The organism is Allobosea sp. FG18, from assembly GCF_057809495.1.
Genome location: NZ_JBMDKB010000015.1, coordinates 126,042 through 142,834, shown reverse-complemented (window position 1 = coordinate 142,834; position 16,793 = coordinate 126,042). Strand labels below are relative to the sequence as shown.

Annotated in this window: 16 protein-coding genes; 12 read left to right on the top strand and 4 right to left on the bottom strand. The window is 66.1% G+C overall.

Annotated features, from left to right (window positions below; translation table 11 throughout):
- Positions 1 to 37: 37 nt before the first annotated feature.
- From otnK to ACODTJ_RS17515, 3 genes are all read left to right on the top strand, one after another.
- The gene (otnK, locus tag ACODTJ_RS17525; protein ID WP_454657732.1) at positions 38 to 1,309 is read left to right on the top strand and encodes a 3-oxo-tetronate kinase; all 1,272 of its coding nucleotides are present in this window, start codon (positions 38 to 40) and stop codon (positions 1,307 to 1,309) included.
- A 58-nt stretch (positions 1,310 to 1,367) separates the two neighbouring features.
- Complete coding sequence (locus ACODTJ_RS17520; protein ID WP_454657731.1) at positions 1,368 to 2,702, top strand: malonyl-CoA decarboxylase; 1,335 nt, start codon at positions 1,368 to 1,370, stop codon at positions 2,700 to 2,702.
- Positions 2,703 to 2,820: 118 nt separating this feature from the next.
- Positions 2,821 to 4,350, top strand: a complete 1,530-nt coding sequence (locus tag ACODTJ_RS17515) for a malonate--CoA ligase (RefSeq protein ID WP_454657730.1) — start codon at positions 2,821 to 2,823, stop codon at positions 4,348 to 4,350.
- A gap of 143 nt (positions 4,351 to 4,493) precedes the next feature.
- Here the strand turns inward: ACODTJ_RS17515 and ACODTJ_RS17510 are convergent, their stop codons facing one another.
- Positions 4,494 to 5,258, bottom strand: coding sequence for an MBL fold metallo-hydrolase (locus tag ACODTJ_RS17510; RefSeq protein WP_454657729.1), 765 nt, complete (start codon positions 5,256 to 5,258; stop codon positions 4,494 to 4,496).
- Positions 5,259 to 5,649: 391 nt separating this feature from the next.
- Positions 5,650 to 6,243 carry an NADPH-dependent FMN reductase gene (locus ACODTJ_RS17505; RefSeq protein ID WP_454657728.1) on the bottom strand — a complete coding sequence of 198 codons (594 nt, stop codon included), beginning with the start codon at positions 6,241 to 6,243 and terminating at the stop codon, positions 5,650 to 5,652.
- Between the two features lie 77 nt (positions 6,244 to 6,320).
- On the opposite strand from ACODTJ_RS17505, the gene soxR reads away from it, so the two are divergent.
- Positions 6,321 to 6,776, top strand: coding sequence for a redox-sensitive transcriptional activator SoxR (gene soxR / locus ACODTJ_RS17500; RefSeq protein ID WP_454657727.1), 456 nt, complete (start codon positions 6,321 to 6,323; stop codon positions 6,774 to 6,776).
- A gap of 157 nt (positions 6,777 to 6,933) precedes the next feature.
- Here the strand turns inward: soxR and ACODTJ_RS17495 are convergent, their stop codons facing one another.
- The gene (locus ACODTJ_RS17495; RefSeq protein WP_454657726.1) at positions 6,934 to 7,734 is read right to left on the bottom strand and encodes a creatininase family protein; all 801 of its coding nucleotides are present in this window, start codon (positions 7,732 to 7,734) and stop codon (positions 6,934 to 6,936) included.
- Positions 7,735 to 7,882: 148 nt separating this feature from the next.
- Between ACODTJ_RS17495 and ACODTJ_RS17490 the strand changes: the two genes are divergently transcribed.
- The 3 genes from ACODTJ_RS17490 (at position 7,883) to ACODTJ_RS17480 (ending at position 10,768) form a co-directional block, all read left to right on the top strand.
- Positions 7,883 to 8,914 (top strand): ABC transporter substrate-binding protein, encoded by a 1,032-nt coding sequence (locus ACODTJ_RS17490; RefSeq protein WP_454657725.1) that lies wholly within the window; start codon positions 7,883 to 7,885, stop codon positions 8,912 to 8,914.
- Positions 8,915 to 9,074: 160 nt separating this feature from the next.
- On the top strand, positions 9,075 to 9,896 hold the full coding sequence (locus ACODTJ_RS17485) for an ABC transporter ATP-binding protein (RefSeq protein WP_454657724.1): 822 nt from the start codon (positions 9,075 to 9,077) through the stop codon (positions 9,894 to 9,896).
- 59 nt (positions 9,897 to 9,955) lie between these two features.
- Entirely contained in the window at positions 9,956 to 10,768 is an 813-nt protein-coding gene (locus ACODTJ_RS17480) for an ABC transporter permease (RefSeq protein ID WP_454659021.1), read from the top strand.
- Positions 10,769 to 10,786: 18 nt separating this feature from the next.
- Here ACODTJ_RS17480 and ACODTJ_RS17475 read toward each other — a convergent pair whose 3' ends face one another.
- Complete coding sequence (locus ACODTJ_RS17475; protein WP_454657723.1) at positions 10,787 to 11,629, bottom strand: hypothetical protein; 843 nt, start codon at positions 11,627 to 11,629, stop codon at positions 10,787 to 10,789.
- 312 nt (positions 11,630 to 11,941) lie between these two features.
- Here ACODTJ_RS17475 and ACODTJ_RS17470 point away from each other — a divergent pair, with 312 nt between their 5' ends.
- The 5 genes from ACODTJ_RS17470 to ACODTJ_RS17450 all read left to right on the top strand — a co-directional run bounded on the left by ACODTJ_RS17470 (position 11,942) and on the right by ACODTJ_RS17450 (position 16,579).
- A complete protein-coding gene (locus ACODTJ_RS17470) occupies positions 11,942 to 13,087 on the top strand; it encodes an MlaE family lipid ABC transporter permease subunit (protein WP_454657722.1) in 1,146 nt (381 codons plus the stop codon).
- 2 nt (positions 13,088 to 13,089) lie between these two features.
- Positions 13,090 to 13,923, top strand: coding sequence for an ABC transporter ATP-binding protein (locus tag ACODTJ_RS17465; RefSeq protein ID WP_454657721.1), 834 nt, complete (start codon positions 13,090 to 13,092; stop codon positions 13,921 to 13,923).
- 3 nt (positions 13,924 to 13,926) lie between these two features.
- The gene (locus ACODTJ_RS17460) at positions 13,927 to 15,069 is read left to right on the top strand and encodes an MlaD family protein (protein WP_454657720.1); all 1,143 of its coding nucleotides are present in this window, start codon (positions 13,927 to 13,929) and stop codon (positions 15,067 to 15,069) included.
- Between the two features lie 3 nt (positions 15,070 to 15,072).
- Complete coding sequence (locus tag ACODTJ_RS17455; protein ID WP_454657719.1) at positions 15,073 to 15,672, top strand: ABC-type transport auxiliary lipoprotein family protein; 600 nt, start codon at positions 15,073 to 15,075, stop codon at positions 15,670 to 15,672.
- Between the two features lie 193 nt (positions 15,673 to 15,865).
- Positions 15,866 to 16,579, top strand: a complete 714-nt coding sequence (locus tag ACODTJ_RS17450) for a DNA helicase (protein WP_488849538.1) — start codon at positions 15,866 to 15,868, stop codon at positions 16,577 to 16,579.
- Positions 16,580 to 16,793: the final 214 nt, after the last annotated feature.

Here is a 16,793-nt window from a genome sequence, read left to right as displayed (position 1 = left end):
GCGATCGCAAGGCAAGGCCCGCGTGGGGCAGGGGAGAATGAGCATGCTGCTGGGCGTGATCGCCGACGACATGACGGGTGCGACCGATGTCGCGCTGATGCTGAACCGGGCGGGCATGCGCACCGTTCAGGTCATCGGCGTGCCTCCGGCCGGCTCCGCCCTGCCTGAGGCCGATGCGGTCGTCGTCGCGCTGAAATCGCGGACCAATCCGGTTGCCGAGGCCGTTGCGGATTCGCTCGCCGCCTGCGAGGCGCTGCTGAAGGGCGGCGCGCGTCAGATCCTGTTCAAATACTGCTCGACCTTCGATTCGACGGCCGAGGGCAATATCGGGCCGGTGGCGAACGCGCTGGCGGAGCGGCTGGGCGCGAAGCTCGCCATCGTCTGCCCGGCTTTCCCGGCGAATGGCCGCTCGATCTATCAGGGCTATCTCTTCGTCGGGGCCGTGCCGCTGCATGAAAGCTCGATGAAGGACCACCCGCTGACGCCGATGCGGGATTCCAGCCTGATGCGATTGATGTCGGCACAGGCGAAGACCGAAACCGGGCTCGTCGACTACGCCACCGTGCTCGCTGGCCCTGCCGCCGTGAAGGCGCGTCTCGCGAAGTTGCAGGCCGACGGCATCCGCTATGCCGTCACCGACGCGCTGACAAATGAGGACCTGATGACGCTCGGCCATGCCGTGTCCGAGCATGTCCTGCTGACCGGAGGCTCGGGCATCGCGATGGGCCTGCCGCAGAATTTCCGCCGCGCCGGGCTTCTGCCGGAGCGTCCCGGCCCGCAGGATCTGAAGGCGCCGGCCGGTCGCGCCGGCATCATCTCCGGCAGCTGCTCGACCGCGACGCGCGGCCAGATCAAGGCGGCGCTGGAGGCAGGCTATCCCGCGCTCAAGGTCGATCCGCTGGCGCTGGCCGATGGCAGCCAGGACGCCGCCGGCCTTGCCGCATGGGCCTTGGCGCAGCCGGCCGACAAGCCGTTCCTCGTCTACTCCAGCGACGATCCGTCGGAGGTCGCGGCCGTGCAGGACAAGCTCGGCCGCGATAGGGCTGGAGCCATCGTCGAGGAGGCCTTTGCCGAACTGGCGCGCCGGCTTTCCGAGGGCGGCGTGACGCGGCTTCTCGTCGCTGGCGGCGAGACTTCAGGCGCGACTGTGCTGGGCTTGAGTATCCGCACGCTGGAGATTGGCCCCGAAATCGACCCCGGCGTGCCCTGGACCCGCGTCGTCGACGGGCCGGAGATGGTCGTCGCGCTGAAGTCCGGCAATTTCGGCACGCCGGATTTCTTCCTGAAGGCCTGGAGCCTGCTGCGCTGATGCCCGATTTGCCTGCGCTGAATCTCGTATAGGATCAGCCTGCGAACTGGGAGCCGGCATGGACATGGCATTTCTGGGCGAACTTCTGACCAGCGTGGCGGATCGCGGCCGCGCGCTGATCGGCTTCGAGCGTTTCCTGGGGAGCCGCTCGCGCCCGATCGACAAGCTCTGCGAGGACCTGCTCTCCGGCCGCGGCGAGGCCTCGGGCATGGCGCTGGCGCAAGCTGTGCTGGAAGCCTGGCAGGGGCTCGACAAGCCCGGTCGGCTCGCCTTCTTCAATATGCTGCAGGAGCGCTTCGGCCCCGATCACGACCGCCTCGATGCGGCGATCGAGGCCTATCGCGCCAAGCCGGATGCCGCGACGATCTCGGCGCTTCATCTCGCGGCCGAGCCGCGGCGGCAGGAGCTGCTGCGCCGCCTCAACCTCGCGCCCGAAGGCACGCATGTGCTGGTGCGCATGCGCGAGGCGCTGTTCGAGGCCATGGCGGCGGAGCCGGAGCTGAAGGGCATCGATGACGATTTCCGCCATCTCTTCGGCTCCTGGTTCAACCGCGGCTTCCTTGTCCTGCGTCGCATCGACTGGCGCACGCCCGCCAACGTGCTGGAGAAGATCATCCGCTACGAGGCGGTGCACGAAATCCAGGGCTGGGACGATCTGAGGCGCCGGCTGGAGCCGGCGGACCGGCGCTGCTTCGCCTTCTTCCATCCGCAGCTCGTCGACGATCCCCTGATCTTCGTCGAGGTCGCGCTGACCGGCGATATTCCGCGCAGCATCGGCGAGGTGCTGGAGCCCGAGCGCGCGATCCTGCCCGCGCAGCAGGCGACGACGGCGGTGTTCTACTCGATCTCGAACTGCCAGGAGGGTTTGCGCGGCATCTCCTTCGGCAATTTCCTGATCAAGCAGGTGGCCGAAGACCTGAAGCGCGAACTGCCGGGGCTCGATACCTTCGTCACGCTCTCGCCGGTGCCCGGCTTCGCGCGCTGGCTTGCCGATATTGCCAAGGAGCCCGGCGATCTCGTCCTCACCAATGAGGAGCGCTCAGAAATGGCCCGCCCGGCCGGCGAGACGATCTCGCTCGACGATGCCACGAAGGCGCGCCGCGACAAGCTGCTCGGCCAGATGATGGCGCAGTACATGCTGCAGGCACGCACGGCGTCCGGCCGCGTCATCGATCCCGTCGCGCGCTTCCATCTCGGCAACGGCGCGCGGCTGGAGCGGATCAATGTCGGCGGCAATCTCTCGGCACGGGGCCTGCGTGAGTCCCATGGCGTGATGGTCAATTACCGCTACGACCTCGACGACATCGAGACCAATCACGAGGCCTTCGCCACCCGCAACACGGTGGTGGCCTCCTCCGGCGTGCGCAAGCTGCTGCGCCCGGCGGCGAGTTGAGCGTTGTGCAAATCCCCTCAGCCCTCATCCTTCGAGACGCAGCCTCCGGCTGCTCCTCAGGATGAGGGCTGCATTGTAGACGACATCGATACGGAAACGCCTGAAAGGACCCGAAATCATGGGCAACCACCTCTTCGACCTGATCCGCTCGCGCATGCCGGCGCCCGACGCGCCCTTCGCGCTGCTCGATGACGGCCGGCGTTTCTCCTATGGCGACATGGTCGCGGTGTCCGCGCGCTTCGCGAACGCCCTCGTCGGGCTTGGCGTGAAGCCGGGCGATCGCGTCGCCGTCCAGGTCGAGAAGAGCTTCGAGGCGCTGATGCTCTATCTCGGAACGGTCCGGGCGGGTGCGATCTTCCTGCCGCTTAACACCGCCTATACCCCGGCCGAGATCGAGTATTTCCTGGGCGATGCCGAGCCAGCCGTCTTCGTCTGCGATCCCGCCAAGGCTGAGGCCCTGCGTCCCTATGCGGAGAAGGCCGGCGCGAAGCTGGAGACACTCGGCATCGGCTCTGGGAGCCTGCTCGACAAGGCGAATGCGACTCCGACGACTTTTGCCGACGTCGCGCGCGGGCCGGACGATCTCGCCGCGATCCTTTACACCTCCGGCACGACCGGCCGCTCCAAGGGCGCGATGCTCAGCCACGACAACCTGTCGTCCAATGCACTGGCGCTGGTCGACTACTGGCGCTTCACGAAGGGCGACGTGCTGCTCCACGCCCTGCCGATCTTCCATACCCATGGCCTTTTCGTCGCGACGAACGTGATCCTCTTGTCCGGCGCCTCGATGATCCTGCTGCCCAAGTTCGATCCCGAGCAGGTCTTCAAATATCTGCCGCAGGCGACGAGCATGATGGGCGTGCCGACCTTCTATGTCCGCCTGCTGCAGGATGCCCGCCTGACCAAGGAGGCGACGAAGCACATGCGTCTCTTCGTCTCCGGCTCGGCGCCGCTGCTGGCCGAGACGCATCGCGAATGGCGCGAGAAGACCGGCCACGCCATCCTCGAGCGCTACGGCATGACCGAGACCAACATGAATACCTCGAACCCCTATGAGGGGGATCGCGTCGCCGGCACGGTCGGCTTCCCGCTGCCGGGGGTCTCGGCCCGCGTCACCGATCCCGAGACCGGCAAGGAGATCGCCCGCGACGAGATCGGCATGATCGAGGTCAAGGGCCCCAACGTCTTCAAGGGCTACTGGCGCAACCCGGAGAAGACCAAGGCCGAGTTCAGGGCCGACGGCTTCTTCATCACCGGCGACCTCGGCAAGATCGACCCGGCCGGCTACGTCCATATCGTTGGGCGCGGCAAGGACCTGATCATCACCGGCGGCTACAACGTCTATCCCAAGGAAGTCGAGACCGAGATCGACGAGATGCCGGGCGTGATCGAGAGCGCCGTCATCGGTTGCCCGCATCCCGATTTCGGCGAGGGCGTCACGGCCGTCGTGGTCTGCAAGCCCGGCGCCGATGTCACCGCGAAGGGCATCGCCGCGGCGCTGGAGCAGCGGCTTGCCAAGTTCAAGCAGCCGAAGCAGGTCTTCGTCGTAGCGGAACTGCCGCGCAACACCATGGGCAAGGTCCAGAAGAACCTGCTGCGCGAGCAGTACAAGGATATCTACGCCAAGCAGCTGAAGGCGGGTGAGTAAGCCTCTCTACCTTCATCGCGTGTCACCCCGGCCGGAGCGAAGCGAAGGGCCGGGATCCATGCCTGAACCTGTGCCGGATAAGCTCCGGCATGGATTCCGGGTCTCCCTTTGGTCGCCCGGGATGACGGCGCGTTTGAGTGGGCTCACACCAGCGCCGGCACGCCGAGTTCGATCATTTCGCCATCGGCGGGGATGCGCAGGCGCCGCGTATCGACGCCGCGCTCCTTCGCCGCCTTGCGGAGAGCGGTGCGGCTGATTGTGGCGTGATCGAGCGCCTCCATATGCGTCGCGATCACGGTCGCCAGCGGAAAGGCCTCGGCGAGGTCGAGCGTCTGCTCATCGTCCATCACGATCAGCGTGTTGTCCCACATCGCCCCGCAGGAATGCGTGACGATCACGTCCGGCCCCGTCGCCGTCGCGGCATCGCGCAGCGGCGGATAGAGCACGCTGTCGCCGCACCAGTAGAGCGTCGGCTCGCCCGGCGCCTCGAAGCTCAGGCCCATCACCGGCCCCATCTTGTCGGCGACGGCCCCGGTTCCGTGCTGGGCCGGATGTCGCTTCAGGATGATCGGCCCCAACCTGACGTAGCAGTCGATCGCCGTGATTGAGGAGAAACCCGCCTGCGCGATCGCGGCCTCGTCACCGGGCTGGCAGATGACGGGCAGGTCCTTTGGCAGGCTCTCCTTGGCGACCTCGTCGAAATGGTCGGCATGCAGGTGCGAGACGATCACCGTGTCGACGCCCGTGATGATGTCCTCGATCGGCTCGGGCAGCTCGACCATCGGGTTCTCCGAGCGCCCGGTGAAGGAACGGCGGCTATGGCGCGGGCCGAAATCCGGGTCGATCAGGAAAGTCCTGCCGCCATAGGTGAGCTTCAGCGTCGCGTTGCGGAGAAGTTTGAGCTTCATATCCGTCGGCTCCTCCTGCATCGGACCGAAGAATGGGGACCATATTCGAAAAAACCGATGCGGTGACAAAGAGTTAGATCGTCGCTTTGCGTCCGCGAGGACGCGCGATGATCTAGTCTCGGGAGGAGCATTGTTCCGCATCCCGCCACGAGGAGACCAGTTCGGATTTGTGAAGCTCTTTCCACGTTCGCGTGACGTATCAGCTTGGTTTGGAACGATCGCGAGCCCGTGTCCTGAGAGCTTTCTTTAAAATAGGCGGGTCATCCCGGGCGACCGCAGGGAGACCCGGGATCCATTCCGGAACCTTTTCGGACGGGCTCCGGAATGGATCCCGGATCTCCGCTTTGCTCCGTCCGGGATGACCGCGCTTTTGGCTTGATCAGACAGTCTGTCACGCCGCCGCGAACTGTCCGTAGGGCACGCTCTCGCGCGCCTTGCGCAATGCGCTCGCCCACCAATGCAGCTGTGCCAGCATCGTCGCCATCGCCTGTTCCGCGCGGTCGGCATCGAGCAGGGCGCCCTCCGCATCGAAGCGGCTCCAGACATCGGCGAAGGCGACGCCGTCGCGGATCGGCGCGGCGTGCAGTTCCCCGAAGACCAGGCGCAATTGCTCGACGGCGCGCAGGCCGCCCGAGATGCCGCCATAGGAGACGAAGCCCACGGGCTTGCCGCGCCATTCCTGCCCGACGGCGTCGATCAGGAATTTCAGGATCGCCGGGTAGCCGCGGTTGTATTCCGGCGTCACGACGACGAAGCCGTCGGCCCAGCCGATGATGCTCCTGAGCTCTTCAAGCGCTGGGTGCTTGCCGCTGACATGGCGCGGCGGCAGGTCGATCTCGCCGGGGTCGACGACCGCGAGGTCGAAGGGGCCGTCGCCCGCGATCTGGGAGATCGCCCAGCCGGCGACCTTGTCGCAGAAGCGGCCTTCGCGGCTGCTGCCATAGATCAGGGCGAGCCTGATCCGCGTATCGACCTTCTGGTGCATGGAGGCGCTCCGGTTTGCATCACGGGAGCGCGGCTTATAGAACCTCAAGTAAGGTTAAGGTCAAGAGGCGTATTCCGATGTCCCAGCAGGCGCGTTTGCCGGGCGAACTCAGTGTCGGCGATGTCGCCCGCCGCAGCGGCCTTGCCGTCTCGGCATTGCATTTCTATGAGGCGGAAGGGCTGATCCGCAGCCATCGCACGCAGGGCAACCAGCGCCGCTATGCCCGCGAGGTGCTGCGCCGGGTCGCGATCATCAAGGTGGCGCAGCGCGCCGGCATTCCGCTGAAGACTATCCGCGAGGCCTTCAAGGCGCTGCCACAGGAGCGCACGCCGACCGTGGCGGACTGGACGCGGCTTTCATCCGCCTGGAAGCAGGAGCTGGAGCGCCGCATCGACCGGCTGACACGGTTGCGCGACCACCTGAACGGCTGCATCGGCTGCGGCTGTCTCTCGGTGCGGGATTGCCCGCTGCACAACCCGTTCGACCGCCTGGCCGAGGAGGGGCCGGGGCCGCGCCTCCTCGATCCCGAGTGAGGGGCGGGAGGGGAAATGTCGCTTGTTACAAGCGCACCGTCATCCCGGACAAGCTGCGCAGCAGCGCCGATCCGGGATCCATCGTTGGGCTCTGCGCTCTATGATGGATCCCGGGTCAAGCCCGGGATGACCCGGTGGGGTGGTCGAGCTCTATCGATCAATCCGCCTTGTAGAGCGTGTCGAGCGGCATGCGTGCGACATCGGCCATGAGCGCGACGAAGCCCTTCGCCTGCAATGCGGCCGTTGTCTTGCCTTTCTCGGCAGTCGCGAGGGTCGCGTCGCCTGCGGCACCGGCCCGGTTCACATCCTGCGCCATCCAGGCGAAGGCATGCGGGCCGGTCGGGCGCAGGTGGGCATAGCCTTCCTCGGCCATGGTCACCGTATGCGGCGTGAACAGCGCGGCCTTGCTCATGTCGACGAGATCGGGCCGGAAATGCAGCATCAGCGAAGTCTCGACATCGCCGCCATGAATGCCGTGGCGGACATCCAGCTCGCCATAGAGCCCTTCAGGCAGGCCGAAGGATGTCCAGGCGGTGCAGACGGCGAGCATGCCGTGGTCGACGCGCAGCTCCCGCGCCACGATTTTCATCGGGTCGACATTGCCGCCATGGGAGGTGACCAGCACGAGCTTGCGCAGGCCCGCCCGCTTCACGCTCCCGCCGATCTCCAGCCAGGAGCGGATCGCGCTCTCCCAGCCGATCGTGACCGTGCCCGGCGAATGCAGGTGCTCGTTCGACTTGCAGATGGCCTGCGTCGGCAGGACGAGCACGTCGAGATCATCAGGCACCAGCGGCATCGCTTCCGAGAGCATCCCGTTCATCACGGTGGTGTCGACAGAGACCGGCAGATGGGGGCCGTGCTGCTCGATCGCCGCCAGCGGCAGCACCGCGACGGTGCGGTCAGGCGAAAGCGTGGCGAAGTCGGAGCTCTTCAGGTCGCCCCAGAAACGTGCGGTCATGATCAGGCCTGTCAGGAGCCGGCTTGATCGCCTTGTTTCTGTGCAGAAACCCGGCGGCCCGGCGTTGCATTGTCCCGTCGTCCTATCGCATGGGATAAGGAGACGGGCCAGTGGCCGGGCCGGCCGCAGCGCGAGGGGAGAGAGCGAGATGACGACGATGAAATATCGCGTGAACCGGCGCGCCGCGCTTGGGCTGATCGGCGGCTCCACCGCCTCCCTGCTGATCCCGATGCCGGGCGCGCGCGTCAACGCGCAAACGCTCGACAAGGTCAGCTACCAGACCAACTGGCGCGCCCAGACCGAGCATGGCGGCTTCTATCTCGCCGCGACCAACGGCATCTACAAGAAATACGGCCTCGACGTGGAGATCCGCCCCGGCGGCCCGCAGCAGAACCCGACCCAGCTCCTGCTCGGCGGCCGCGTCGACATGATCATGGGCAACTCGCTGGAAGCGCTCAGCTTCGCGCATGAGAACCTGCCCTTCCTCTGCATCGCCTCGATCTTCCAGAAGGACCCGCAGGTCCTGATCTCGCATCCCGGCCAGGGCAATGACACGCTCGCCGATCTCAAGGGCAAGCCGATCCTGATCGCGGCGCAGGCCCGGGTCGGCTTCTGGCCCTTCCTGAAGTTGAAGTTCGGCTTCCAGGACGAGCAGATTCGTCCCTACACCTTCAACATGGCGCCGTTCCTGGCCGACAAGAAGCTGACGCAGCAGGGCTTCCTGTCCTCCGAGCCCTTCGTCATCCGCAAGGCGGGCGTCGAGCCGGTCGTGCATCTCCTCGCCGATGCCGGCTTCGAGAACTACAACACCACGATCACGATCTCCCGGAAGATGGTCCAGGAGAAGAAGGAGCTGGTGCAGCGCTTCACCGACGCCACGCTGGAAGGCTGGGCCGAGTACATGAAGGGCGGCCCCGGCAACGCCGCCGCCAATGCCCGGATCCTGAAGGATAATCCCGACATGGATCAGGAGAAGATCGACTATGCGCTCAAGGTGATGAACGATCGCGGCATCGTCGTCTCCGGCGACGCCAGGACGCTCGGCATCGGCGCGATGACCGATGCGCGCTGGGCGAGCTTCTACAAGACGATGAGCGAGGCCGGCGTCGTCCCGGCCGGCGTCGACGTGAAGAAGGCTTACAGCCTCGACTTCGTCAACAAGGGCATCGGCAAGGGCTGATTCAGGACTCTGCGAAAAAAAACGGGTCATCCCGGACAAGCCGCGATAGCGGCGCCGATCCGGGATCCATGCCTGAACCGTTCCGGCATGGATCCCGGGTCTTCCTTCGGTCGCCCGGGATGACGCTGCGTTATTGGTATCGAGATCGGATCATCAGGCTTTGGACACAGCCTATCTAAGCACACCCCCAGGCAAGGAGAGCGCCGGCACCCCGCTGGTGGCGATCCGGCACGTTTCGAAGCAATTCGCCAACGGCACGCTCGCCGTTCGCGATGTCGATCTGGAGCTCGGGGCAGGGCAGTTCATCAGCCTGCTCGGCCCATCCGGCTGCGGAAAGTCGACGCTGCTGCGCATGATCGCCGGCCTTGGCGCGCCGACGACCGGCTCCATCACCTGGCCGGGCGAGACCGGCGAGGCGCAGGGCAGCGCCGGCCATGGCGCACGCGATCTCGGCTTCGTCTTCCAGGATCCGACGCTGATGCCCTGGGCCAACGCGCTCGCCAACGTCATGCTGCCGCTGAAGCTCAAGGGCGTGCCAAGGGCCGAGGCCGAGGCGCGCGCCGCCGAGATGCTGGCGCTGGTCGGGCTCAAGGGCTTCGAGACATCCTATCCGCGCGAGCTCTCGGGCGGCATGAAGATGCGCGTCTCGATTGCGCGTGCGCTGGTGATGCGGCCCAAGATCCTGCTGATGGACGAGCCTTTCGCGGCGCTCGACGAGATCACGCGCCATCGCCTCAACGACGACCTGCTGGCGCTGTGGGAGCGCGAGCGCTTCACCGCCGTCTTCGTCACCCATTCGGTCTTCGAGTCCGTCTATCTCTCGCAGCGCATCGTGGTGATGGCGGCGCGCCCCGGCCGGGTCATGGCCGATCTTTCGGTCGATGCCGCCTATCCGCGCGACGACCTGTTCCGGACCTCCGGCGAATACGCCCATCTCTGCCGCGTCGCCTCCACCAAGCTCAAGGAGGCGATCGGCCAATGAGCGCGCCCGTCGAAACACTGAGCCCGGACGGCACCGACGCGCAGGCGCTGCCCGTCGTGATGGCCGAGACCCGCATCCTCGGCCTGCCTGCCAGCGTCTGGCCGCGCATCCTCGCGCCGCTGGTCATCGGCGTCGCTGTGCTGGGGCTCTGGGAGTTCGCCGTTCGCTGGAACGAGATCCCGCATTATGTCCTGCCTGGGCCGATCCTCGTCGGACAGACGCTGGTCGCGGATTGGGGCACGCTCTCGGGCTCGCTCTGGGTCACCTTGAAGATCACCTTCATGGCGTTGGCCGCCGCGGTCGTCGTCGGCGTGACGCTCGCCGTGCTGTTCAGCCAGTCGAAATGGCTGGAGATGGCGCTTTTGCCCTATGCCGTCATCCTGCAGGTCACGCCGATCGTCGCCATCGCCCCGCTGATCATCATCTGGGCCAACGACATCGACCTGTCGCTCCTGATCTGTGCCTGGATCGTCGCCTTCTTCCCGATTCTGTCGAACACGATCCTCGGGTTGAACTCGGCTGATCACAATCTCGTCAACCTGTTCGAGCTTTACGGGGCCTCGCGCTGGCAGACGATGCGCTATCTCAAGCTGCCGGCGGCGCTGCCCTATTTTCTGGCTGGCTTGAAGATTTCGGGCGGCCTCGCGCTGATCGGCGCGGTCGTGGCGGAGTTCGTCGCAGGGACCGGAGGCAGCGCTTCGGGGCTGGCCTATCGCATCCTGGAAGCAGGCTACCAGCTCAAGATTCCGCGTGTCTTCGCGGCGCTGGTGATGATCTCGCTGTCAGGCATCGCGATCTTCCTGGCGACCAGCCTGATCTCGTATCTTCTGCTGCACCGCTGGCACGAAAGCGCCATCCGCCGCGAGAACTGAGCGGCCCGCCCGGCGAAGCTAGACGAAATAGGCGAGCTTGCGCTCGGCCGGCAGCGCGTCGATCTCGCGCAAGGCCGTTTCCGAGGGGCTCGCACCCAGGCGCGCGGGCTCCGGCAGTGCGGCATCGGCTTCGTCGAACACGATATCGTCGTCGAGCAGGTGGACGGTCGCGAAACGCGCTTCGGAGGCGGCGTCCTTGAATTCCAGAGGAACCGGCTCTTGGCCGTCGGTCGCGATGTCGAGATCGTCGTAGTGGCGCGGCGCGGCGGAGGGAGGCGGCACCGTCATCGCAGCCATCGACTCGAAGTTCACGCTGCTCTCGCGCGAAACCTCGCCGAAGGCCCGCAGGCTGGAATCCAGCATCGCGATGGTGTCGGCGATCTTGTCGATGCGCTGGACCACGCTGTCGACCACCCCGATCGCCGTCGAGATATCGGCGGCACGGTGATCGAGCGCATCGCAGGCTTCCGTATCCGCTCCGGTTTCGCGCAGCGCCCAGGCGACCTCCTGGATGCCCTCGGTCGCGGCGAGCACGGAGCCGGCGGCCTTCTCGATCTGGGCGGCGAGCCCGGACGAGCGCGCTTCGGCCTTGCCGCTGATGCGTTCGAGATCCGTGCGCAGGTCGCTGATCAGCGCGGCTGCCTCGATCAGATTGGCTTCCCGGCTGGTCTCCTGCACGCCGAGGCCGACGACCCGTTCGATCCTCTGGATGGCGCCGAGCAGTTGCAGCGTGTCCGCCTGCCGGTTGCGCTTGGTGTACTCGACCATGAACCAGCGACCGCGCGCCGTTTCCATCACCGCGGCTTCGATCGCCACGTAGTCGGCCTGGCTCAGCGGTGTCAGCGAGCGCGCGTCGCCCATGACGAATCTGCCTTCGAAAGGACCGGCCGAATCAGGAGGCGGTCGTGACGTTACAATCCGAGCCTGCCTTGCGGTTTCTTAAGGAATTGCTGCTTTCGCCCCGAACTGGAACAAATCGCCGGAGAAGGCGCGGTTCCCGAGCCTTTCGCGGCATTGGCGGCGCAGCGGAAAGCACTGGATTGCCCGAAACTTGCCAAGCTCGCGCAGCACGGCAATACAGGGCAGGGGTGGAGGCTGGTGTGGCCCGCGATACGCGGTCGCGCAAAGGCTGCATGGCCGTTTCGGCCAGGGGAACAAGGACCTCACGGCGATATGGCGAGCCTCGATTACGCCGAACCGCAGGCGACTATCCGCGATGACGCGGGCGCGCTCGCGGTGGCGCTCTCGGGCTCATGGAGCGCCGACCGCGCCCCGCGCATCGAGGAGCTGATCGGCGAGATCACCGAGCGCCTCCCTGCAACCTCCGGCGCCCGGATCGATCTCTCCGACGTGACGCGGCTCGATACGCTCGGCGCCTATGTCCTCAACCGCCTGAAGGCCCGGCAGGAGCGTGACGGCGTCGAAATCGAACTCGTCAGCAGCAGGCCGGAGCACGGCATCCTCCTGGCCGAAGTCCAGGTCCATGACGACGATCCGCCGAAGCCGCATCGGCATGTCGGTGTCGTCGACATCCTCGTCGATATCGGGGAGGGCGTCGTGCGTTTCGGCCGCGACATGGTCGGCGGTGCCATGTTCCTCGGCGAGGTCGTGGTCGGCTCGGTCAGTGTCGTGCTCGGCCCGCGCAAGTTCCGGGGGCCGTCGCTGATCAACCAGATCGAGCTGATCGCCTTCAACGGCGCGCCGATCATCATGCTGATCTCGTTCCTGGTCGGCTGCATCGTCGCGCAGCAGGGCATCTTCCAGCTTCAGCAATTCGGCGCCTCCGCCTTCGTGGTGAACCTGACCGGCATCCTGATCCTGCGCGAACTCGCGGTGTTGCTGACCTCGATCATGATCGCCGGCCGCTCGGGCTCGGCCTTCACCGCCGAGATCGGTTCGATGAAGATGCGCGAGGAGATCGATGCGCTGCGCGTGATGGGCCTCGATCCGATCGAGGTTCTGGTGGTGCCGCGCATCCTCGCGCTCATCATCTCGCTGCCGATCCTGACCTTCATCTCGGCGATGGCCGGGCTGGTCGGAGCCGGGCTCGTGTCGTGGCTCTACGGCGGCATCGGCGTCGACACTTTCCTCGCCCGCCTGCAATCGGTCATCACCTGGAAGCATTTCGCCGTTGGCCTGATCAAGGCGCCCTTCATGGCCTTCGTGATCGGGCTGATCGCCTCGATCGAGGGGCTCGCGGTCAAGGGCTCGGCGGAATCACTCGGCCGGCAGGTCACAGCCTCTGTGGTGAAGGCGATCTTCATGGTCATCGTCGTCGACGGGCTCTTCGCCATATTCTTCGCCTCGATCGAGTTCTGACGATGACGCTGCGGGACGCTTCTCATCCTCACCATCGGACGCAGGCTCCCGGCGAACCCGAGGCCGTCATCCGCGTCCGTGACCTCAAGGTCGCCTTCGGCGACAAGGTGATCATGGACGGGCTCGATCTCGACGTGATGCGCGGCGAGATCCTCGGCTTCGTCGGGGGCTCCGGACAGGGCAAGTCGGTGCTGACGCGCACGATCCTCGGCCTCGTCCGCAAGCGGCGGGGCACGATCGAGGTCTTCGGCGAGGATGTCGACGATCTCAACCTGCAGCAGCGCCGCGTGCTCGAGCGGCGCTTCGGCGTGATGTTCCAGCAGGGCGCGCTGTTCTCGGCCCTGACCGTGAAGCAGAACATTCAGGTGCCGATGCGCGAGTACCTCCAGCTCTCGCCGGACCTGCTCGACGAACTGGCGATGGTGAAGCTCGATCTGGTCGGCCTGCCGCGGGACGCCGCCGACAAGGCGCCTTCCGAGCTTTCTGGCGGCATGATCAAGCGGGCGGCTCTGGCCCGCGCGCTCGCGCTCGACCCCGAGATCGTCTTTCTGGACGAGCCGACATCGGGGCTGGACCCGATCGGCGCCGCCGAATTCGACGATCTGATCATGACCCTGAAGCAGACGCTGGGCCTCACCGTCTTCATGGTAACCCACGACCTCGACAGCCTGTATCATGCCTGCGACCGAATCGCCGCTCTGGCGGACAAGAAGGTGATCGCGGTCGGCCCGCTGGCGGCGATGCTGGCGTCCGACCATCCATGGTTGAAGGCCTATTTCGGCGGGGAGCGCGCCATGGCCAGGCTGCCGGCGGGAGAGCAGGGACAAAACGGCTAGACGATGGAATCGCGCGCCAATTATGCACTCGTCGGTCTGTTCACGCTCGCGGTCCTCGCGGCGGCTTTCGGCTTCGTCTACTGGTTCAACAGTGGTGGGGCGGGAAGCAAGGAGAATATCCGCGTCATCTTCACCGGCACGGTGACCGGGCTTGGCCGCGGATCAAGTGTGCTGTTCAACGGCCTGCGCGTCGGCGAGGTCACCAATATCGAACTCCAGCCGGACGACCCGCGCCGCATCTACGCCGTAATCCAGGTCGCCAACACGACGCCCTTGCGCGAGGACACGCGCGCGCGCATCGAGGCTCAGGGCCTGGCCGGCGTGGTCGCGCTCCAGCTCATCGGCGGCGATCCCACGGCGCCGGTCCTGAAGGCCAAGCCCGGCGAGCCGATGCCGACGATCATCGCCGAGCGCTCGGAGCTGCAGGACATCATCGAGACCGTGCGCAACGTCGCGCAGAAGGCAGATGGCATGCTCACCTCGCTCGATGGGCTGATCAAGCAGAACGCCACGCCGATCAACAACACCGTCCGCAATGTCGAGAAGTTCTCGCAGGCGCTCGGCAACAATGCCGATGGCATCGACAAGCTGATGGCAAGTTTCGGCAGCATTGCCGAGACGATCCAGCCGCTTTCGCAGAAGCTGCAATCGCTGAGCGAGGAGCTGACCGCGGTGGTGCGTTCGGTCGATCGCAACCGGATCGCCAGCATCGTCGACAATGTCGACAAGTTCACCGGCGCGCTCGGCGGCTCGAGTGCCGATGTCGCCAAGGCAGTCAAGGACGCAGCTTCGATTACGGCCAAGCTGGACAAGGCGGCAGACCAGATCGAAGGCGTGCTGAAGGCCGCTACGGGCTTCCTTGAATCCGGATCGGGTCCCGATGGCCGCACCGCCTTCCAGGAGGTGGCCGACGCCGCCAAGTCGATCCGGACGCTGGCCGATAATCTCGACAAGCGCACGGCCGAGATCACCGCCGGCATCAGCCGCTTCACCGGGCCGGGCCTGCGCGATGTCGAGTCGCTGGCATCGGATGGCAAGAGGACCTTGACGGAACTCAACCGCACCTTGCGGAATTTCGAACGCAACCCGCAGCAGTTCATTTTCGGCGGCAAGCCGCCGCTTCCCCAGTACAACGGATCCCGCTAGCCCATGACGACCGAGGTTCAGCTTCCTCCGGCCCGCCGGGCTCGCCGCTTCCTCCCCGTCCTAGCCGTGGCCGCGCTGCTTGCCGGCTGCGGCGGCGGAGCGACGCCGACCACCTTCGATCTCTCGGCACCCGGCGGGCTCGGTAAGGTCGGCGGTTCGCGCGCCATCATGGTCGTGGCCGAGCCGACGGCGGTCCAGGCGCTCGATTCCGATCGCGTCATCGTCCGGGATTCGAGCGGCGCGCTCTCCTTCGTCGGCGGCGCGCAATGGGCGGACCGGGTTCCGGCGCTGGTGCAGGCCCGCCTGATCCAGACCTTCGAGAATGCCGGCCGGGTCGGCTCGGTCTCCGGTCCGGGGCAGCGCATCTCCCCCGACGTGCAGCTCAACACCAATATCCGCAGCTTCAACATCGATGCGGCGACGAGCACGGCGGTGGTCGAGATCACTGCCCGGATCGTCGGCGACCGGACCGGACAGATCCAGCGGGCGCGCCTGTTCGCGGCGCGTGTGCCGGCCGGCGCGGTCGACGGACCGGGGGCAACCCAGGCGCTCGACCGGGCGCTGTCGCAAGTGCTGGTCGAGATCGTGCGCTGGGCGCGCTGAGCGCGTCCGGCTGTCGCTGGTGATTTTCTTCGGCCCGCGGCTGCGCTAGGCTGTGATTCTGGCTCGGCCCGAGCCTCCCCCCTCCAGCCGGGGAAGCATCATCATGCAGGGCATTCCGACGACATGACCGACTGTCCGGGCATCACGCATGAGGAGGGATTGCGCCAGCTGCTCGCGATAGGAGGTTCACGTCATGAGTTTGTCGGCCCCGATCCATCAGTTGAAGCGCAAGGCCAGGCTTATGAGCCGGGCGGAACGCATACCGTTGCACGCCGCACTCGATCGCATCGCGGCAGAGGAAGGCTATCGCAGCTGGAGCCTGCTCACGGCAAAGCAGCCGGGAATGACATCGGTTCGCGCCTTTTGGTCCCTGCTGGAGCTGGGGGATCTCGCCCTGGTCGCCGGGCGGCCGGGGCAGGGCAAGACCTTGGCGAGCCTTGCGCTTCTGGCGGAAGCCATGCGGGCCGGGCGCCGGGGCGTCTTCCTCACGCTTGAATACAGGCCAGCCGACGTGCTGTCCCGGCTGCGGGCGATCGACATCGAGCCGAATGACTTCGCTGGCTTGTTCGACTGCGACTGTTCCGATGCCATCAGCGCCGACTATATCGTCGCAAGGCTGGCAGGTGCGCCGCGCGGCACCGTCGCGGTCATCGATTACCTGCAGCTGCTCGACCAGCGCCGCGACACGCCGGAACTGGAGCTGCAAGTGAGAGCGCTGAGAGCCTTTGCGCGAGATAAGGGTTTGATCCTCGTCTTCATCTCGCAGATCGACCGCGCCTATGAGGGTTTTGGCAAGCCATTCCCCGAGATCGCGGATGTGCGGTTGCCCAATCCGCTCGACCTCTCGCTGTTCGACAGGAGCTGCTTCGTGAGCCGGGGCGAGGCGCGCTTCCGGGCGGGGGCTTAGAGCGTGCTGGTTTGAGACGGAACCACGCCGTCATCCCGGGCTTGACCCGGGATCCATGCCGGAACGATTCCGATCAAGGTTCAGGCATGGATCCCGGCTCTTCGCTTCGCTCCGGCCGGGATGACCCGAGTTACCATGGGAAATCAGCGCGCCCCAGGCACGTAGCCGGCCCCGGTGCAGCAACCTGTAACGGAAAGGCCGCCCTCTCGGGCGG